This window comes from Ruegeria sp. N4 (assembly GCF_056531425.1).
Genome location: NZ_JBQFLT010000006.1, coordinates 67,179 through 87,930 on the forward strand (window position 1 = coordinate 67,179; position 20,752 = coordinate 87,930).

Consider the following 20,752-nt stretch of genomic DNA (forward strand, 5'->3'; position numbering starts at 1 on the left):
AGGCGCGCCTCCTCCGGCCCCGTTCTTTCGGTAAAATCGAAACAGAGAATCGTCGGATCGGCAATGTTCAATTCGGAGTTCGGCCACCGAATGCGGCGCGGCTGGGCAAAAATCGGGCCGTTTTCGCCTAGCTGCGCATCCGCTCGAACTGTGGATCATAGGGGGACGGGGCGATGATCCTGGCCTCGGCCCGCGTTCCGCACATGTCGATGTCAAACGTGGTATCGACGCTGGCCAAGGCCGCATCGACAAAGGCATAGGCCAGGTTCAATCCCGTCCGGTGCCCCCACTCGCCCGACGTCACCGTCCCCACCACACGGTCCCCTTGCATCACCGACGCGCCCCCATGCGCCGGGGCATGGGTGGCGTTCACCGCAAGGGTCACAAGACATTTCAATGGCCCCCTGGCGTGTCGCTGGGCCAATGCCTCTCGCCCGATGAATTCACCCTTCTGCGGTTTCACAAAACGGGCCAATCCCGTCTCATATGGATCAAATTCGGTGATCAGGTCGGCTTTCCAGTGCAGAAATCCCTTCTCCATTCGCATCGAGTCAACCGCTCGTGCCCCGAACAGGCGCATGTCAAACGCGGCACCTGCCTGTTGCAAGGCAAGGTATGCGGCATAAAGCGAAGCGTTGGGCACGTGAATCTCATAGGCCAGTTCACCCGAGAAACTGATATTCATCACCGTCGCGGGTGCGATGCCCACGAAACACTCTCGCACGCTAAGCCACGGGAAGGCGTCCGCCGACCAATCACCCCGCGCGCAGGCGGACAGAACCGCGCGCGCGTTCGGGCCCGCCAGCACAAGGATCGTCTGGTCATTGGTCAGGCTTTTCAGATGCACATCCTCGTCCGTGCGCAGATGTCGGGTCAGCCAGTCCATATCATGAAACTCACTAGCCGCCGCCGAGCCGTACCAGACCCGCGCAGGGCCGCGATCACTGGCGGGCAGGTTCGCAACCGTCGCCTCACCCTTGATCATGCCGTGATGGTTCAGCAGATAGCCCAGCCCGACGCGTCCTTCGCGTTTCGTCACCGTGCCGCAGAACATGCGATCCAGAAAGGCATGGCGATCCGCGCCGGTGATCTCGATCCGGTTGAACCCGTTTACCTCGGCCAGTCCGACATTTGTCTGCACGTTCTGCACTTCTGCGGCGACAACGTCGAACGTTTCGTCAAAATCGAAGCCCAAGGTCGGCTCAAACTCAGAACTGGGTTTTATGTAATCGACACGTTCCCATCCGTTCACCACCGTAAATTCGGCGCCAGCCGCAGCCAGAACCGGAGTCAACGGCGTGGTCTTGGCCGGGCGACCGGCAGGGCGGTGTTCGTGCGGAAAATGAAACCTGAATTCGTTTTGATAGTCCTCAATCGCCTTCAGCGCCGTGAGTTCGACATTCGCGTGCCCGGTGAACCGACGCGGATCGAGGCACCATGTGTCATAGCAGGCCTCACCATGCACGATCTGCTGGGCCAGCAGCCAACCGTGCCCACCACCCTCGCCCAACCCGGCGCGTAGCCCGATGATGCAGAACGCGTTGCGCTTGCCGGGTATCGGCCCGACCAACGGCGCGCCGTCTATCGTGTAGGTGATCGGGCCATTGACGACCGTGTGAATACCGACCTCCATCAAGGCAGGCATCCGGGCAAAAGCGCCTTCCAGAACGTCCGTTACGCGGTCCAGATCATCGGGGCACAGGGCATTGACGAAATTGGGATCGATCCCGTCCATGCCCCAGGTTTTGCAATCCTGCTCATAGAAACCGACCAATAGGCCATTTTTTTCCTGACGGCAGTAATAGTCGCTGATCGGACATCTGAGCAGCGGCATTCGGTGGCCGGCATCGCGAATGGCCGCGATCTCTTCCGTCAGGAAATACTGATGCTCCATCGAGGAAACCGGATGATGCACCCCCATCATCGCGCCAACCTCGTTCACACGATAGCCACAGGCATTCACGACGATATCGCAGTCGATTTCGCCATGTTCTGTCTTCACGGTCCAGGTGTCGTCGCTGTGCTGGATCAATCCGATCACAGGCGTGTTGCGATAAACCTCGGCCCCTGCTTTCCGGGCACGACGCGCCAAAGCCTGACACAGTTGCGCCGGGTCAATATCACCATCCAAAGGGTCCCACAGCCCGCCGATCAGGTTATCTGTGGAAATCAAAGGGTGCCTGCGGGCGCATTCCTCGGCATCGATCACCTCGAAATGCACATCCATCCCCCGCGCCATCGAGGCGAAGTGGCGATAACCCTGCATTTGCGCCTCGGTATTGGCCAGCCGAATGCCGCCATCACCGTGGTGGTAGTTGATCGGGTAATCGGGATCTTCTGCCAGCTCTTTATACAGCCGGATCGAGTGGGATTTCAGCCCGACCATCGTCTGGTTCATGCCGAAATTCGTCACTTGCGCGGCAGAATGCCATGTGGTGCCCGATGTCAGTTCGTTCCGTTCAACCAGAACCACATCGTTCCACCCTTCCTGCGTCAGATGGTACAGGGTGGAACACCCGGCGATCCCCCCTCCGATCACAACGACCTTTGTGCGTGACTTCATCGCGCGCTCCTTCCTGCGTCGGTCAGATGGTGGGGACAAACCGGATCTCTCAGCAACGCGCCTTTTGTTGCTTTGAAAAAATCGAAACTGTGGTTTTAGATTTCAAAAGGCTGATTTCTGGTTTTGCGGGCCGCGATATGTGAGTTTTACGGTGGGACCAGACACGACGGAGGAGCGCCCCGCGCATGGCATCGGACGGAAACAGAAGAAGCGGTCGCAAGGCCCGTCATGCCCAACGCGCGGCCAAGCCCGAGGTTGACCCCTGCGCGCCCGGTCAGGTTGGCGGTTTCTACAAGCCGCTGACCGAGGGTGAGATTTCCCGGATCTTCGACACCGCGCTTCGTCTGCTGGAAACGCTTGGCATGGGCGAAGTCCCGGATCGTTTGCGCAAGGACCTGCTGGCAGCAGGCGCGTTGGAGGCTGAACATGACCGCGTTTTGTTCCCGCGCGCGATGGTCGAACGTGCAATCAACACGGCGGCAAAAACTTTCACCCTGCATGGGCGGGACGAGGCCCGTTCGATCGAAGTCGGTGGCAATCGGGTGTTTTTCGGAACCGGAGGGGCTGCGGTCCAGACGCTGGACCTTGAGAGCGGTGTTTATCGCCCCTCAACCCTTGCCGATCTGCATGATTTCACCCGCCTGCAGGACACGCTGGCCAATGTCAGCTGGTTCACCCGTTGCTGCGTCGCGACAGATGTACCCGATGTTTTGGATCTGGACGTGAACACCGCTTACGCGCTGGTCAAAAACACCACAAAACCCGTCGCGACATCGTTCACTCTGGCCGAGCATGTCGCACCTATTGTCTCGCTTTTGGACATTGCCGCAGGTGGCCCCGGCGCATTTTCCGAACGGCCGTTTCTGAAGGCGCATATCAGTCCCGTAATTTCTCCGTTGCGATACGGTGAAGATGCGGTGGACGTGGTTTATGAATGCGTCCGGCACAACATCCCGATGTCCTGCATCACCGCCGCGCAGGCCGGGGCGACGGCCCCTGCAACGCTGGCCGGGTTTCTGGCGCAATCATTGGCCGAGACACTGGCCAGTCTGGTGATGGTCAATACGATCCAGCCCGGCTTTCCCATGGTGTTTTCCAACTGGCCCTTCATCGTGGATCTGCGGACCGGGGCATTTGCGGGCGGCAGTGGCGAGACCGCCATCCTGAACGCGGCCTCGGCCCAGATCATCAACTGGCTGGGCCTGCCCTCGGGCGTTGCGGCCTCGATGACGGACGCCAAGGCCATTGACGCGCAATATGGGGTTGAGAAGGGCATGACCTCGCTGGCGGCGGCTTTGGCGGGCGGCAACCTGATCTATGAAAGCTCGGGCATGACCGCGTCGCTATTGGGTGCGAGTTTTGAAGCCTTTGTGCTGGACAACGAAATGCACTCTCACACCTATCGTGCGCTGCGGGGGATCGAAGTGACCGAGGAAAATCTGGGCTTCGAGGCGATCTGCCAGTCGGTTTTGGGTGATGGTCACTTCCTCGGAAGTTCTCATACTTATGAAGCGATGGAGCGGGACTATTTCTACCCGGCCCTTGCAGATCGAACCGAGCCGCGCACGTGGCAAGAGGACGGCGCAAAGGACGCCTGGACCAACGCCCGCGAACAAGCCATCGAGACCTTGCAAACCCATCACCCCACCTATCTGACGCCCGAGCAGGATGCAGAGATTCGCAAGCGGTTTCGTATTCTCTACTGACCGCAATCTATGGATTGGCGACACACCGCCAGCCGGTTAGGGTCACACCGACACGGATCAGGGGGAACCATGGCAGACGCATTTTTTCAACCGGTATCGGCGATGGACCTTGCCCGCTTTGCGGGTGTTCCAACCTTCATGCGCCTGCCGAACCTGACACCCGAGCATGAGCGATACAAAGACGTCGATCTGGCGCTGGTCGGCATCCCATGGGACGGTGGCACTACAAACCGACCCGGCGCGCGGCATGGCCCCCGGCAATTGCGCGACTATTCCACCATGATCCGCGCCATGAACCCGGTCACCGGCGTCAGCCCGTTTTCCTTGGTGAACTGCGCCGATCTGGGCGATGTTGCGCCCAATCCGGTCGACATTGACGACACTCTGGATCGCGTGACCAGCTTCTACGGTCGTCTTGTGTCGGATGGCGTTACGCCGCTTACCGCTGGCGGGGATCACCTGACCACCCTGCCCGTCCTGCGCGCTTTGGCAGAATCCGGTCCGCTGGGTCTGATCCAATTCGACAGCCATACCGACCTGTTCGACACCTATTTCGGCGGCCACAAATTCACCCACGGCACCCCGTTCCGCCGCGCGGTCGAAGAAGGTCTGGTCGATCCGAAACGCTTTGTGCAAGTCGGCATTCGCGGCACCGCCTACAATACCGAGGATATCGAGTGGGGCGAGGCGCAAGGCATTCGTATTATCCGCATCGAGGAACTGTTCGACCGCGGCATCGATGATGTCATGGCCGAGGTCCGACAGATTGTCGGCACAGCCCCGACCTATTGCACCTATGACATAGACTTTGTCGACCCGACCTACGCCCCCGGCACAGGCACACCCGAAATCGGCGGACCCAACAGCTTTCAGGCGCAGCAGGTCATTCGCCAGATGTCCGGCGTGAACCTTGTCGGCGCCGATCTGGTCGAGGTCGCACCCCCGTTCGATCCAAACGGGGGTACGGCATGGCTTGGTATTTCACTGATGTTCGAACTGCTCTGTGTGCTGGCGCAGGCCGTGGATGCGCGGCGCTAGCTGACGTTTTCGGCAATCATCGAGATCATCTCGAACATCACCGCCGCAGCCGTCAGCGCGGTGATGTTGTTCGGGCTGTCTTTCGTAGGCATCATGCAGACCACGTCGCCTCCGATGATGTTCAGCCCACGCGCGGCATGCAGAAGGCCCACAGCCTCATCAATATCGAAACCCTTCTCGCCGGGTTCCAGATTGGACACCGCAGGCGCAACGGTCGGGTCAAGGCAATCCAGATCGAAGGTGATATAGACAGGACGGTCGCCCAGCACTTCGCGCGATTGCGCCACCACGTCGGCAAGACCGCGCTGCCGAAACTCGCGCATCGTGACGATGTTATAGCCGTAGTCATAAGATGGCTGGAGCCAGTCCAGACTGCGCGGATGCCCCCGCAGACCGATCTGCATGGACCGGTTTGGATCAACCTGCCCCTGATCGGCCAGATACGCCCCCCAATGCGCCGCCGATTTCTTTGCGCCCAGAAAGTGGTCCACCTTGGTGAACACATCCGTGTGGGCATCGAGATGCAGGAAGCTCACCGGCTCGCCCCCCGCCAGCTTGCCACAGCCCAGCGCCTGAACGATACCGCCTGTGATCGAGTGATCGCCACCAATGGAAACCGGGCGCGCACCGGCGGCGTCAATGTCTTTGTAGAACTTGGTGATCTGCTCGATACAGGCTTCGTTGTCATTGGCGCGGGGAAAGGGCACGTCGCCCACATCCGCGATTTTCGCACTGGTCCACGGGTCGATCTGAAATAGGGAATGGACCCTGCGCTGCACGGCCGAGACGTGGCGCAAAGCGCGCGGCCCCAGATGCTGGTCCCGCTCGGTCGTGCCGTTACCCGTGGAATGCGGGACGCCGACCAAGGCGATGTCCTGCCCCTCGGGGCCTGTGTTGGGGCAGCGAAACAGCGTCGGCACACCCCACCAGTACAGATTATCCATCATGGATTGTTCGTAGCGATCTACCATTCCGCTCTCCCTAAAAGAAAAACGCCCCCGGCGGGAACCGAGGGCGTTTGCATTCAGATTTTCTCGTCTTCTCGCCGGAAGGCACCCTGCACGATGCGGTCGATGACCATGGCGCAGAACAGGATGGCAAAGCCGCCCAGCAGGCCCGGCCCCTTGGCCGCGTATTGCAGCGCTTCAAGGATTTCCTTGCCCAGGCCCCCGCCGCCGATCAGTGAGATGATCACCACCATCGACAGGCACATCAGGATGGTCTGGTTTACCCCGGTCATGATCGAGGGCAAGGCCAGTGGAATCTCCACATCCTTCAGCAATTGCCATTTCGAGGCTCCAAAGGCGACCGCAGCCTCTTTGATGCTTTCAGGCACCCCACGCATCCCCAGCGCCGTCAGGCGGATCACGGGGGGCATGCCAAAGATGATCGTGGCCAGAATGCCCGGTGGGTTGCCGGTGCCAAAGAAGGCGATGATCGGGATCAGGTAGACGAACGCGGGGAGGGTCTGCATCAGGTCCAGCACCGGTTCCGCCGCGCGATAGGCGCGCTGAGATTTACCGAACCAGATGCCCAGCGGAATGCCGAACACCACGCACAGGATCACCGCTGCACCCACCAGCGCAACCGTCTCCATCGCCACGTCCCAGTATCCCAACAGCGCGATATACGCCAAGGACGCCGCCGTGAAGATTGCGACCCGAGGGCCAGCCGCCCGCCAGGCGGTCACGCAGATGACCAACATGACCACCGGCCAGGGCGACCCGATCAGGGCAATGGTCAGCGCATCCAGAACGGATCGGACACCTGCGACGATCCCGTCAAAGACATCGCCCCCGGCGGCTGCGGCGGCATCAATCTGCGCCTCCATCCAACTGGCAAGCGCTGAGAACAGCGTCCCACCATCCTCGCCCAAAAAGACAGCCGAGACCTCCTGTTCCGGGAAGGCGTCCAACAAGGGCAGCGATGCGTTCACGGTGAACTTGTAGACGATCAGAGGCCCGATGGCAGCGATCAGGATCGCGCCCATAACGATATTCCGCGTGGACCGCCCGCTTTCCGTCCTGTCCGGATTGATCCGCCAGTTCGAATACTGTTTCTCGTACACACGGTCGGCGTAGAAGCCCTGAACCACCTTGAAAACCAACAGCATCAAGAGCCCGGTGATCAGGATGCCCGTCGCCTCGGACTGCGCGGCCAGCGCACGCTCAAGGCTTGTGTCCGCCGCTTTCTGGATATTCTCGGCCAGTTTGGTGAAACGGTCGATATCTGCCTGCTCGGTCGCCTCGGCAGCCCGACCCAGCAACTCGTCCGCGCGTTCCTGCTGACGCGCCGCCCGGTCGGCAAAATCCGCGCCCGGATTGCCCCAGGCTCCGCGCCCGATCTGGACCCAGGCGATGATTTCGAGGATCAGGAAGGTCCAGAACATACCCCAGATGGCGCGCGACGCCGACCAGAACGGCCCCAGCACGGCGGCCCACAGGTTGAAGGTGTTCGGGATCGCACTGGTCGCGTCGTGGATCTTGTGAAACGCGTTGACGTAATAGTCTCCGTTTGGCCCAGCGAATTCGTGGATCGAGCGATCCAGCGTCTCGCGGTCGACTTCGATATCCGAGGCGGCGGTGACCTTCATTTCCATGGCTGCATCAGTCATTTTTGCCCCCCTGAATTCCGCGCAGCAAGCGCGGCTTGGTCACGACGCCTACATCCGCGCCCGCGTCGGTGATGACCACCGGCATATCGGTATTCACGGCCAGATCGATCAACTGATCCAGATCGGCCCCTTCATCTGCACGCGGCGCGCCATCCAGCGGACCGGAATAGCTGGCGACCGGCTCCATGATCGAATGCGCCTTGACCAGTTTCAGCTTCGAGATGCCCTGCACAAACTCGCGCACATAGTCGTCTGCTGGGTTCATCACGATATCTTCGGGCGTGCCGATCTGAACGATCACGCCGTCCTTCATGATGGCGATGCGGTGGCCGATGCGAATGGCCTCGTCCAGGTCATGGGTGATGAACAGCGTCGTCTTTTTCAGCTGCGCCACAAGTGCCTTGAACTGATCCTGCAATTGCAGGCGGATCAACGGGTCCAGTGCCGAGAACGGTTCATCCATCAACAAAATCTCAGGGTCCGAGGCCAGCGCCCGCGCGATCCCCACGCGTTGCTGCATCCCGCCGGACAGCTCTTTGGGCAGGCGGTCTTCATAACCGGTCAGGTCCACAAGGCCCAATGCGTGATCTGACACCGCCCAGCGTTTGGACTTCGACACTTTGCGAATTTCCAGCGGATAGGCCACGTTATCGCGGACAGAGCGATGCGGCATCAGCGCCATATGCTGAAACACCATTCCGATCTGTTGCGCGCGAATGCGGCGCAGTTCTGTTTCGGAAATGGCTGATACATCCTTGCCCAGAATTTCAATCTTGCCCGCCGTGGGTTCGATCAGGCGGTTCACGTGCCGGACCAGAGTGGATTTGCCCGATCCCGAAAGGCCCATGATGCAGAAAATCTCGCCGCGCGAGACCTCGAAACTGGCGTCCTGCACGCCGACCACACAGCCAAAACGCTCCAGAACCTGCGCTTTGGTCAGACCCTCTTTCAGGACGGCCTCCATGGCTTCGGGCGCGCGGTTACCGAAGATTTTCCAGACATGTTCAAGTTTAACGACAGATTCGTCCATTTGCCCCCCATAAGGCGCGGTTTCGCCAGGCAGATAGGAAAAGGGCCGTCGCGATCTGTCGCAACGGCCCGGGTTTCATCGGCTTAGTTGGTCAACCAGCCAATTACCGTGTCTTCGTTGTCGGCCACCCATTGCTGAGCGAAATCCGATGCTTCCATGTTATCCACGGCCAGCGCCTTGCCCATCGCGCTCAGGTCGTCGCCCTGCATCTGATAGTTGCGGAACAATGCGGCCACTTCGGGATAGGCCTCTTCCAGTTCTTTCGCATAGTGCAGGTGCAAGGTCGCACCGTTCCAGGCTGTTGATGCTTCGGACTTGGCCAGCCAATCAGGATCATCGGTCGGCTGGACAATCGTCCAGGTCGCCGGATCATGGGCGGGTTCTTCCAGCACAGTCAGATCCTGCGTCACGAAGATGTAGTGCGGGCTATAACAGAACCCGATCCACGGATCGCCTGCCTTGGTCGCGTTGGCCAGATTGGCGTAGGCGATGGTCTCTTCGTATTCGGTCAGGTCGAAGATCTGATCATAACCATATGATTTCGCGCGTATCTTCTCGACCACGGTCGAGGCCCATCCGGGCGCGCCGATCCATACCTCTGGCGTGCCATTTCCGTCTGTGTCGAAAATGGCCATCTTGTCCGGGTCGCTCAGGTCATCAATCGAGGTGATGCCGTGCTGTTCCGCGATATAGGTCGGGATACACATGCCCTGTTCCGCCTGAACCGGGTTTTCGTTCATCACAACAGTGCCGTTATCCTTGACATAGGTATCATGCAGGTTCTGCTGGTTCGGCATCCACACTTCGGGGTGAACATGCATTGAACCACTGTCCATCGCCTCGAACACGATGGGATTGGTGCCGTTTTGCAGTTCGACATCCAGGCCCAGATTCTCTTCGATGACAACCTCAAGGATATGCGCCGTTGCGTTGACCGAGGCCCAGTTTGGTACGCCGATCACGATGTCGGCCGCAAAAGCCGGCAGGGCGACGACTGCAGAAGCACCACCCAGTAGCAACGATAGTTTTTTCATAAGATCTCTCCATGTTGAACTTTATGGGGCACGGTGTTTCAGCAGGTCCCACCCACCCGCGCCTGTTCTTTTTTGACAACACGTGTGTTTGCAGCTTGTTAGCCTGCACCCATTGGCGATACACGTGTTGGAAAAGTGAAACATGCGAATGTATTGCGCATCAAGCGCGACACAGCAGAAACGAAGTTTGTTCGAAATTACGAAAACCAATATTCGAGATTTTCGGAATTACTTGCCGAATTGCGTAAGTCTTCGGCGAAAACCGCAGGGCAAAGGCAACGCCTTCCACAATTACTGCAGGTAAAGCGCAACGCGCCATGCACGCAAGGCACGGCTTACATTATGCAGTTGTCTGATTGCAGCGCGACCTGATCAGCAACAATCGCATTTGCACGTCGCGACGTAGCTGTCGCAATGGTTCGGCAATACGGCGACCGCAACCAGAACCGGGCGCGAAATGCAGCCATCGGCACTGACGCGGGCATAGGCGACCTCGCACCTGTCCACGTCCACAAGGCGTTGGTTATTGTCATCCTTGCGGGCCTTGGCAGCTGAACTTGCCGTGCCTGCCGTGCTTGCCGTGCTTGCGGGATCGTCTTTGAGGAAAACCGAACAATCGATATTTACGACAAGTTGAACCACCTTTTCCTCGCAAGGACCAAGCGTGAACTTTGTGTCCGACAGGGCCGCCGCCCAGCCAAGATCGCGCCCGCTGGCGGTTGAAAAGCTGCTCAGCGAAACGGTGACGTCACGGGTGCGGCGCGAGTCATTTGAGAAGGTCAGCGAGATAACGCGTCGTTCAGAACAGCGCGCTTCGATCAGCACATCGCCATCGCAGATACAGCAGTCGCAGCAACTGTCGTGCCCGCACGGGTCACAATCGCAGCCACAATCGTCGTAATAGGACCGCCGCGCATCTGGGACGCCGTACAGGCTTTGGGTATAGGCTTGTATCTGCGTATACCCCTCGCGCAGGTTACAGAGATAGTCGTCGACCGTCATCATCCGCATGCCCTGCGTCCGGTAGCAGTAGCCGTAAAACACCTCGGGGTTTCTGCCCTTCCCACTGCTGCGCCGTGTCATGGTTCTTTGCATTTTCTTGCCTCCTCATCACGGACAGAGCGTTCAAACCGCCAGAATGTGCACTGTCACTGTTTCAGACAAAATCCGGATGGCCGCGTTGGCCTCGACCCCCTTGGGGATCGTGCCCGGTATCGTGAATTCCCACATTTGCGAGACCGTCTGCCCCGCAGCCACCGTTACCGGATCGTTCTTGACCTTGAGCGGCGTGAAGCTCTCCAGCTCGGCATCATAACTCAGCGACATGGCCTTCATGACGTCGTCCAGAGTCCGATCTGTATCGCGCAGTTTCTTCAGGGTCTCGCGCTGCGCCCGGCAATGCAGCAGATCCAGATCCAATTGCACGGCCCCGATGGAGGGAACATCAACCGGCACATTGCCGTGGTTTCGGAACGCCATCAGTTTCTTGACCTTGGTTCCGGCGGCGCCGACCAGAAACACCTCATCCGGGTTGATCTCGAAATCCACCACCTCGGTCACGATAACCTCGGCCGGGTGTTCTGTGCCATCAACGGGCAGCGTCATCGCGTAGATACCCGGCGGGGTCGTCGGGCTGAGCGCTACTGTAACCGGTACGGACTTGCTGGCCCCGGCCCGCAGTTTCACCCGCGGCAGATCCACGGATAGTGTGGGTTTCGCTGCCGCAGCCCGCGCCCCCCGGCCCGATGTGGGTTTGACCTCTGTCAGCTTCAAATCACGCAGGGCTTTGCGTTCCGTGCTTGCGTTGCCCAGGTTCAAGGTGCCGTGCACCGCGCCGGGCGCGCCCACCAGAACAAGTGGCTCAAGAAGTGTGACATCCGGCGTCTTGGTCTTTGCAGCCCTGGCCATATCGCACCCCTATTTGATGTGAATTTTGACGCCGCCCGAGGATGTGCTGGGCTTGGCCGTTTTCGACCCACCGGACGGGGCCGAGCTTTGCGCAGGCAATTGGACCGAGGGGCGGAAGGGCAACTCTTCGTAGACCTGCTTGCTTTCGCCGCTATAGGTTACGCCGTAATATTCGACGCCCATATAAGTCACGCCGATATGGTGGTGATAGGGCTGGCGGATGATACCGGTCGGAAGCTTGCCGTAATTGACGGTCGTGCACAGATCCAGCGCCACAGGTTTCAGATCAATCGACAGCGGCTTGATCTCAAGCGTCAGGTCGGTGGTGTTTTCGCTGACGATGGGTTCCGAGATTTTCAGGTCCTGAACGCTCTCGGTCTTGATCGGATCGCCGCCTTCCAGCTTGGTCTCGGTCTTGATCGGTGTTTGACCCCCGTTCAGCGTGACACCGATATCGTCGAGGCCGTTGATGGTGACATCGGCATCTGTGTCCGAGTCGATTGTGATGGGTCCGTTATTGACGTTTACGGTGCTGCGGCCACCGCCACCTTTGCCTCCGCCCCCTGGCATAGTCACCTCCAAATCCATTCCGGTGCTCGCCGCACCTGAGTAAGCGCTTGGCACGAAAACTGTGCAAAAAGTACCGCCAAGGTAGCATATTTTGGCCTCTGTTTCACGGGTGAACCTGTGGTCCGGCGGCTTGGACGGCGTCAAACCCCTGAATTCGTGGTATGATAGGCGCTGACCAAAACGACGTCTGCGCGACGCGAACGAGGGTATCACCAAAGGTGACAGACGCTGTGAGTGTAGAAATCGCATTGACTCCGCAGAACCCTACCCATGCCGGGCTGTCGGGTCGGCTGGTCTGTTTTCCGCATGCGGGCGGCGCGGCAGAGCGCTTTCACGACTGGATGAGCGGATTTGCGCCGGTTCTGGATGTCAGGGCCGTTACCCTGCCCGGACGCGGACGGCTTTTGGACCAACCACCAGTGGATCACTGGCCAGATCTGATCGAGTCGGTTCTGGCCGGGATTCAACCACTGACAGATCGACCCTTTGCTGTATTCGGTCACAGTTTCGGGGCCTTGCTGGCCTATGAAATCACCCGCGCGCTTGACGATCAGGGCAAGCCGCCCGACCTGCTGGTCGTCGCCGGGTCTGCACCGCAGGTGGCCCGGCGTGAACGCTCAATATCCGGGCTGCCAAGGTCGAGGTTTCTGTCCGAGATTGAGGCCATCAACGGCACGCCGCCCGATGTTCTGTCCAATGCAGACTTGATGGATCGGTTTCTGCCTGCCTTGCGCGCAGATTTTGCCCTGCTCGAAGCGTATGACGCGGACCGCGCCAGCAAGCACCCCCCGTTAAGCTGCCCAATCCTTGCGGTCGGCTCGGACAATGACCCGCAGGTTCCGTTCCACAGCATTCTCGGCTGGCGGCACCGCACGCGCAGCCGTTTTGAATGCCGCCTGTTTGCAGGCGATCACTTCTTCCCCTTTTCCAACCCGGATTTCGCCGACACACTTTTCGACTACGTTGATGATGCCCTGAATGAACACTCAAAGGATCTCCATCGCGCCGGATGAGGCGTCGATTGCCATTATCGGCATGCAGGGCCGCTTTCCCGGCGCGGCCAGTGTGGATGAGTTGTGGCAGAACCTGCTGGCCGGGCGCGAGGCCGTCACGACGCTGAGCCCCGAGCAAATGGAAGGCGCGCAGGTCCCGAAAGAGCTGCACGAGCTGCCGAACTACGTCAACAAGGCCACCCTGCTGGATGACGTGGACAAGTTCGACGCCGAGTTCTTCGGCTTCAGCCCGCGCGATGCGGAACTGACCGACCCCCAGCACCGCCTGTTTCTGGAATGCGCGTGGCACGCGCTTGAAGATGCGGGCTATGTACCCGACCGCTACAAAGGAGACGTTGGTGTCTTTGGCGGCTGTGAATTGTCGGGCTACCTGTACCTGATCAACCGCAATCTTGACCGTCTGGGCTTTCTGGACGGCATGCAGTTGATGATCACCAACGACAAGGACTACATGGCCACACAGGTGGCCTATAAGCTGAACCTGACCGGGCCTGCGATCACGGTTCAGACCTCATGCTCAACCTCCCTCGTCGCGACCTGTCTCGCCTGTCAGAGCCTGCTGGAAGAAAGCTGCGACATTGCGCTGGCCGGGGGCGTTACGGTCAAGGTCCCCCAGCGACGCGGCTACCTGTTTGCTGCCGGGGGCATCCTGTCGCCGGACGGCCAGTGCCGCCCTTTCGATGCGGCGGCGCAAGGGACAATCGTGGGCAGCGGCGTGGGTCTTGTGGTGCTCAAACGGCTAGACAAGGCCCTGCGCGACGGTGATCGCATACGCGCCGTGATCCGGGGGTTTGGGCATAACAACGACGGATCGAACAAGGTTAGCTATGCTGCGCCCAGCGCTGAAGGTCAGGCCCGTGCAATTGAAACCGCGTTTCAGATGGCGGGCATCCCGCCCCGCTCGGTCGGCTATATCGAGGCGCACGGAACCGCGACCATGCTCGGCGACCCTATCGAGGTCGCGGCCCTGTCGCGCGTGTTCCGCAAATCGACCGAGGACAAGCAGTTCTGCGCGATCGGATCGGTCAAAGCCAATGTCGGCCATCTAAGCTGCGCTGCCGGAGTAACCGGGCTGATCAAGGCCGCTTTGGTGGCCGAGACCGGCACGGTCCCCCCCAACCCCCATTTCAACATCCCTGCCCCGGGCATCGATTTTCCGACCAGCCCGTTCTACGTCAACCGCGACGCGACCAAGGTGGCGGCAAGCGACGGTCCGCGCCGGGCCGGTGTCAGTTCGTTTGGGGTTGGCGGAACCAACGCGCATATCCTGCTCGAGGAGCCTCCGAAACAGGGCCCATCCGGGCCGGGGCGCCCGCAGCAATTGATCGTCATGTCCGCACGCAACAAAGCCGCGCTGGATCGGTTGGCGCTGTCACATGCACGCCGCATCATGAGCGCCGCGCCCTCGGACCTGGCGGATATTGCCTACACAACCCAAACAAGCCGCGCGCGGTTTGCCCTTCGGCGCTATGTGCGCGTTGATGCCAAAAACCCTGCGGGCAGCGCTTTGGCCCTGTTGGCGAATAACAGCGACAAGGTCCGCACGATTGAATCCAGCGGCGAGGATCGCCCTGTCGTTTTCATGTTCTCGGGCCAAGGCGCGCAATACCCTGACATGGGCAAGGGCCTCTATCGGTCGGAAGCGGTGTTTCGCAAAGCCTTCGACCGTTGTTGCCGCGCCTTTCGGGACAGCAGCGGTCTGGACCTGAAGCCCATCGTTTTCGCCAAAAAAGCGGACCGTGAACGCGCGGCTGAGCAATTGAAGCAGACGCAATTCACGCAGCCTGCGCTGTTTGCCGTAGAATATGCGCTGGCGCAGCTTTGGATGTCGTGGGGCGTTCGACCGCGCGCGATGATCGGGCACAGCATCGGCGAATATGTTGCGGCAACATTGGCCGGGGTAATGACATTAAAGGACGCGGCAAAACTGGTGGCCCGACGTGGAGCTCTGATGGCGTCATGCAAGCCCGGCTCGATGCTGGCAGTTCCGAAAGAGGAAGCCTATCTGCGCCCGTTGCTTCCCGACGACATCGCGGTTGCCGCTGTGAACGCTCCCGGAATGACCGTTGTGGCCGGACCGAGCCCGGCAATCAAGCGACTGGCGAAGCGGCTTGAGAACCAGAAGATCAAAGCCACTATTCTGCGAACCTCACACGCGTTCCATTCAGCGATGATGGACCCGATTCTGGACGACTTCATCGACGCATTTCAGGGCATTCGCCTGCGTGCGCCTCAGATCGACATTTATTCGAACCTCACCGGCACCGTCCTGACCAAAACCGCCGCAATCGACCCGGCCTACTGGGCCATGCACCTGCGCAGCGCGGTGCGGTTTGCTGACTGCGTCAAAGCCGGGCTGGACCTGCCCGATGCCATTTTCCTTGAGGTCGGCCCCGGCCGATCCCTGACCAACCTCGCCGGGCTGCAACTGAGCGGGACCGGCTCGGTCGCCCTGCCCTCGATGGACAGCAAATCCGGCCCGCAGTTCGAGGCTGACATGGCCACCGACACGCTCGGCCAGCTTTGGGCGCATGGGGCTGAAATCGACTGGCATCGCTATTATGCGGACGAAGCGCGATGCAAAGTACCCGTGCCGATTTACCCGTTCGAACGGGACAGCTATTGGGTCGGCGGTGCAGAAGATCCCAGCGTGGACGCGGCGGCAACGCGCAAAGCGATGGTCGATTGGGGGTATGTGCCCAAGTGGATAGACGCTCCGATCACAGACACGGAAGGTCTGCCCGACGATGCGCGTGTCCTGATCTTCAGCGACAAGGGGCAAGCAGCCAGAGTTTTGCAAAAAACGTTACGATCCAAGGGGGTCGACGCTACCATTGTCACCGCATCTTCGCGGTTCATGCACCGCAAGGACAGGGCGTTCTCGGTTGATCCGAGCAATCCAACACACTTCACCCGGCTTGCAAGCGAACTGCGGGACAACGACAAGCCGATCACACATACCGTTTATCTCTGGCCTCTCGCGCTATTGGACGCCTCGGCCAATGTCATGGCGATGCAGAGCGCGGCTTTGGCCATCGCCAAAGCCAACGGACTGGCCAAGGTTCGGATAATCTCGGTCACATCCCAGGCGCAGCCTGCCCGAGCGGACGAGACGACGGGCGTCGATGCCTCGGCTACACTCGCCTTGGCGAAGGTGCTGGGACAGGAGGTCCCCTCGCTGCGCGTTACCTCGGTCGACATTGCGGAAAACGACCGGACCAAACCTGCCGCGGATCGCCTCGCAGGCTGGCTTTTGAACGAATTGCAAGCGCCAGAGTTCGCCCCTTCGGTTGCCTATATCGACGGGAAACGGTGCCGCCTCAGCTATCAGGCGCAGCAGTTGGAACCCGTAGAAGCGTCACCTCTGTTCAAACGCAAAGATGTCTATGTCATCACCGGCGGCTTGGGCAATATCGGGCTGGCAATGGCCGAGATGCTGGCCGAACGCTACAACGCCAAGTTGGTCCTTTTGTCCCGTTCGGGCGGACCTTCGGAATCCGAATGGGAGGCGCTGGCCAACGGCCCCAACGAGTTCGACAAAACCGCGATGCTGGCACGCAGGCTGCTGGACTTGTCGCACAAAACCGAAGTTATGGTTTTGAAAGCAGACGTGTCGGACGAAAAGGCGATGCGCAGCGCCTTGTCCGAAGCCGTCCGAAAGCTAAGCCCTATCAATGGCGTCTTCCACATGGCCGGAAATGTTGGCAGCGGGTTTGGCAAACTCAGCGATCTGACAGCAGACGATCTGCACAGTCAGATTGACCCAAAGATCGGCGGTGCCCGCGTACTTGCGCAGGTATTGCACGATCACAGCCCGGATTTCGTCATGCTGGGCTCGTCCTTGTCCGCTGTTCTTGGCGGATTGAACCTTGGATATTACGCCATCGCAAACCAGATGCTGGACGCGTTCGCCGCCTCGCGCCCCTCCGATACCCGCTGGATTTCGGTCAACTGGGATCAATGGGCCTTTGCCGATCAGTCGCATGGAGAGGACGCAATCTCGCCCGCAGATGGGGTCGAGGCGCTGCACCGTTTGTCTGCATTGGAGGCCAATCAGATCGTGATCTCAGCCACCCCGTTGCACGCGCGTCTGGCGGAATGGGTCGAGTTCACGGCTACGCCCAAAACCACCGAAACCACTGCCACGGGCCATAGCCGCCCCAACCTCAGCAACCCGTTCGAAACACCAAAAACGGATATGGAGACCATCCTCGCTGGCATTTGGGAAGATCTGCTGGGCCTCAGCCCCGTTGGCATCCATGACAAGTTTTTTGAACTGGGCGGTCATTCGCTGCTGGCCATCGAAATGACTATGCGGATCGAGGAGCGCTTTGGCTTTAACCCCGAGGTCGGCCAGATCTTTGATACGCCCACAATCGCGGGTCTGGCCCCGATCATCGAAGCCAATATTGGCAAGACCACCGACAAACCAATCCAGCCGGACATTGCGGCCCCACAGCCCGAGCCTGATCTTGACCTGGAAGGGGCCAAGAAAAGCTTTCAGGACATGTATGACGGCGTGACCAACCAGCTTGATAGCTCGGCCTTCGGGACTTTTGCGCATTTCCTGAACTACGGCTATGCGCCCAACGGTGCGCCCGCGGCGTCGGATGTCCGGCTCAGCGACACGATGATGAACCGAAACTCGGTCAAACTTGCGTTGGAGGTGATTGGCACGCACCCGATTGACGGCACATCCGTTCTGGATGTGGGATGCGGTCGCGGCGGTACGGCCCGGACGCTGGTCGAGTTCTTTGAGCCCGCCTCTGTCACCGGGCTGGATTTATCCGGGGCCGCCATCGCGTTCTGCCGGAAAACGCATACCGATCCCCGCCTGACCTTTGTGCAAGGCGACGCCGAGAACCTGCCATTCGAGGATGGCCAGTTCGACGCGGTCACAAATATCGAAAGCTCACACACCTATCCGGCGATCCAGAAATTCTATGCCTCGGTCCTGCGCGTCCTGAAACCCGGCGGCGCGTTTCTTTACACTGACCTGCTACCGCTCGGGAAACTGAACCAGTGCATTGAACGTCTGAAAGATCTTGGCTTTGACATCGAAGATGAACGCGACATCACGCCGAATGTTCTGCTGTCCTGCGATGAGATTGCCGCGTCGCGTCTTGGTGCCTTCGGCGGCGATCAGGAGATGAGCAACTTCCTCGCCGCGCCCGGATCGGCGGTTTACGAGTCGATGAAATCCGGGGAATGGAGCTATCGCATCTGGCGGCTCAGGAAGCCCTCTAACTGACGTCGATTTCCATGGAAATCAACTGATTGCGCGCCTGTCCTAACCCTACGATGACCAACGCTGTAGAGTAGCTATGCCCTGCGCGGTACAGTTCGGCGTCGACGGGAACCATGACCTTGACCAGTTGCTTTTGACCCGGTGCCAGATTGATCAGATCGGGGATCACGTCGATCATCGCGCCTTCAACTGCAACGCCGTCCTCGTCCAGAACCGGGGTGGTCGAAATCCGGGGGCTGACACTTGTCGCGGTGCTGTTCTCCAACTCGAAACTGGCCGACAGGGTGCTGCCAGCCGCGCCGCTCAATGAGATCGTGGCCGTCTGGGGTTGCGCGGGCTGCTCGGCAGCAAGCCCGTTTCTTCCCCGATTGTTCAGAAACTGGAACAGTTCGTCCGTATAACGCTTGGACAGGACCTGAGCCGAGGCCGCATAACGGATGGCAAGCTGCAACCCCTCTTGCGCAATCTCGGCCCCGCGCGTTTCGGTGAATTCCTTGTAGAGATCGGCCATGTCAGGGTCATAGCCCTGTTCCGACAATCGCTGATATTGCGTACCTGCGTCGGTGTATTGCTGCGTGAAGGCGGTATAGATCGATTGAAGCTGGCGATAGCTTTCCTCCATCGCTGCCTGCAATTCCGCCTGTTTGCCCAATCCGTGATGCGTGGGCGGTTCAGCGGCATGCGCAACCTCGACCTCCGGCTTAACCTCAACCGGTTCCGGCTTGGGTTTGGGCTTGGGCGCCGTTTGCTTTGCTTTGGGACGCGGGCGTTTTGCGGGTTGCTTGCCGGTTGCTTTAGCCATCTCAGCCCTCTGTCTGCTGCACTCGCCAATGCGGCCAGCTTACACCAAACTGTTGAAATTCGCCAATTTCGCCTCACCCGCCCGGCGGATAGCGGCCTGATACCAAGTTCCAAGCAGGGCGATATATCCCGTCAGATTGGTCGATGTCACGGTTCCGGCGGTATCATGCGGCCCGCGCAGCCCCCGTTCGACCGAAAGCTGGCTGTAATGTTCGATGACGCGCAGGATCATGGTGGGTTCGGCATAAGCCAGCGACAGATGCTCGGGCTCCCACACTGTGTTGAAATACAAAACCGCGCCCAGATCGTCGGTGAAATCCATCAATTCGGACAGCTCCTGCCAGTTCACCGTCATGATACAGGCCGAAATGCCAATGGGCCGGTTGTGATGGTGCGAATAGTCAGCCAGCCAGCGGGTGTTTTGGATCACCTCATCAAAATCCGCGTTGCGCCGGATCGAGCCATAGGTGTCACGCCGGACCGTATCGAGGGAGATACCGATATGTACGTTACCCCGCTCCAGCACGGACAAGGCCTGATCCGGCAGCAGGGTTGCGTTGGTCTGAATGGTAATCTCGCAATCCGGGTTCAGAGTGATCATCTTCTCCCAAATCCGGTAGTAAAGCCGCATCAGGAACGGCTCACCACCATAGAAGGTCGTGCCTTCGAGGTACGGGATAAAATCCTCCAACTCCTCGACAAAACCATCGCCATAAGCTTGCTGCATGGGCGCACGCAGTTCCCTGTAGCGGCGAATGCGCGAGGACAGCTCGCCATTGCACATGATGCATTCAAGATTGCAGGCATTGTGCAACTCGAAGGAAAACGAGGTTGGGTGATCCGGATCAACGCTCCAACGGTCAAAGTGCTGCGCGACGACCGCGCCGTAGTTCCCGAATTCAATCTGCGATCCGCATCCGTTGCACCCTCCGCCAAGTTCGCCTTTTGCCACGCGCTGGCACAATGTCTGGCGCGGACGCCCCTGCCAGATTTCGTGGATGGATTGATCCGGGTACCGGCCCAAAGGCTCGCGATTGTAGCAACAGCTTGAGACATTGCCGTCCGTGCCGAAATACAGGCTGGTCGATGGGCTGTAACACAGGACAGGCCGGGGCCCGGCGCGGCGCTGCTGATTGTAGTGATAGTTCTGAATCGGGTTGATCATGGCCCCACCAAAACTTGCTCGGGCTTGATCATAACACACCGTGGCCAAGCCATGGCCGAAAA

At 59.6% G+C, this 20,752-nt stretch carries 14 protein-coding genes; 4 read left to right on the forward strand and 10 right to left on the reverse strand.

Annotated features, from left to right (window positions below; all coding sequences use genetic code 11):
* Positions 1 to 127: 127 nt before the first annotated feature.
* Complete coding sequence (locus tag ACR0LW_RS11160) at positions 128 to 2,563, reverse strand: GcvT family protein (protein WP_480882675.1); 2,436 nt, start codon at positions 2,561 to 2,563, stop codon at positions 128 to 130.
* 185 nt (positions 2,564 to 2,748) lie between these two features.
* Between ACR0LW_RS11160 and ACR0LW_RS11165 the strand changes: the two genes are divergently transcribed.
* Complete coding sequence (locus tag ACR0LW_RS11165) at positions 2,749 to 4,269, forward strand: trimethylamine methyltransferase family protein (protein ID WP_480882676.1); 1,521 nt, start codon at positions 2,749 to 2,751, stop codon at positions 4,267 to 4,269.
* Between the two features lie 69 nt (positions 4,270 to 4,338).
* Complete coding sequence (gene speB, locus ACR0LW_RS11170) at positions 4,339 to 5,307, forward strand: agmatinase (RefSeq protein WP_480882677.1); 969 nt, start codon at positions 4,339 to 4,341, stop codon at positions 5,305 to 5,307.
* Here the strand turns inward: speB and ACR0LW_RS11175 are convergent.
* The 7 genes from ACR0LW_RS11175 to ACR0LW_RS11205 all read right to left on the reverse strand — a co-directional run bounded on the left by ACR0LW_RS11175 (position 5,304) and on the right by ACR0LW_RS11205 (position 12,463).
* A complete protein-coding gene (locus ACR0LW_RS11175) occupies positions 5,304 to 6,278 on the reverse strand; it encodes an arginase family protein (protein WP_480882678.1) in 975 nt (324 codons plus the stop codon). The two genes, speB and ACR0LW_RS11175, sit on opposite strands and share 4 nt — an antisense overlap.
* Positions 6,279 to 6,331: 53 nt before the next feature.
* Complete coding sequence (locus tag ACR0LW_RS11180; protein WP_480882679.1) at positions 6,332 to 7,921, reverse strand: ABC transporter permease; 1,590 nt, start codon at positions 7,919 to 7,921, stop codon at positions 6,332 to 6,334.
* Complete coding sequence (locus tag ACR0LW_RS11185) at positions 7,914 to 8,951, reverse strand: quaternary amine ABC transporter ATP-binding protein (protein WP_480871704.1); 1,038 nt, start codon at positions 8,949 to 8,951, stop codon at positions 7,914 to 7,916. Before ACR0LW_RS11185 ends, ACR0LW_RS11180 begins: the two co-directional genes overlap by 8 nt.
* Positions 8,952 to 9,034: 83 nt before the next feature.
* Positions 9,035 to 9,985 carry an ABC transporter substrate-binding protein gene (locus ACR0LW_RS11190; RefSeq protein WP_170517634.1) on the reverse strand — a complete coding sequence of 317 codons (951 nt, stop codon included), beginning with the start codon at positions 9,983 to 9,985 and terminating at the stop codon, positions 9,035 to 9,037.
* Between the two features lie 372 nt (positions 9,986 to 10,357).
* Positions 10,358 to 11,080, reverse strand: a complete 723-nt coding sequence (locus ACR0LW_RS11195) for a hypothetical protein (protein ID WP_480882680.1) — start codon at positions 11,078 to 11,080, stop codon at positions 10,358 to 10,360.
* Positions 11,081 to 11,110: 30 nt separating this feature from the next.
* A complete protein-coding gene (locus ACR0LW_RS11200; protein ID WP_480882681.1) occupies positions 11,111 to 11,893 on the reverse strand; it encodes a COG1470 family protein in 783 nt (260 codons plus the stop codon).
* Between the two features lie 9 nt (positions 11,894 to 11,902).
* Positions 11,903 to 12,463 carry a hypothetical protein gene (locus ACR0LW_RS11205; RefSeq protein WP_480882682.1) on the reverse strand — a complete coding sequence of 187 codons (561 nt, stop codon included), beginning with the start codon at positions 12,461 to 12,463 and terminating at the stop codon, positions 11,903 to 11,905.
* 230 nt (positions 12,464 to 12,693) lie between these two features.
* On the opposite strand from ACR0LW_RS11205, the gene ACR0LW_RS11210 reads away from it, so the two are divergent.
* Complete coding sequence (locus ACR0LW_RS11210; protein ID WP_480882683.1) at positions 12,694 to 13,476, forward strand: thioesterase II family protein; 783 nt, start codon at positions 12,694 to 12,696, stop codon at positions 13,474 to 13,476.
* Positions 13,442 to 18,727, forward strand: coding sequence for a beta-ketoacyl synthase N-terminal-like domain-containing protein (locus ACR0LW_RS11215; protein ID WP_480882684.1), 5,286 nt, complete (start codon positions 13,442 to 13,444; stop codon positions 18,725 to 18,727). The genes ACR0LW_RS11210 and ACR0LW_RS11215 overlap by 35 nt, the downstream gene beginning before the upstream one ends.
* On the opposite strand, the gene ACR0LW_RS11220 is transcribed toward ACR0LW_RS11215, so the two are convergent.
* Positions 18,720 to 19,526 (reverse strand): hypothetical protein, encoded by an 807-nt coding sequence (locus ACR0LW_RS11220; protein ID WP_480882685.1) that lies wholly within the window; start codon positions 19,524 to 19,526, stop codon positions 18,720 to 18,722. The genes ACR0LW_RS11215 and ACR0LW_RS11220 overlap by 8 nt on opposite strands.
* A gap of 39 nt (positions 19,527 to 19,565) precedes the next feature.
* The gene (locus ACR0LW_RS11225) at positions 19,566 to 20,690 is read right to left on the reverse strand and encodes a radical SAM protein (protein ID WP_480882686.1); all 1,125 of its coding nucleotides are present in this window, start codon (positions 20,688 to 20,690) and stop codon (positions 19,566 to 19,568) included.
* Between the last annotated feature and the right edge of the window lie 62 nt (positions 20,691 to 20,752).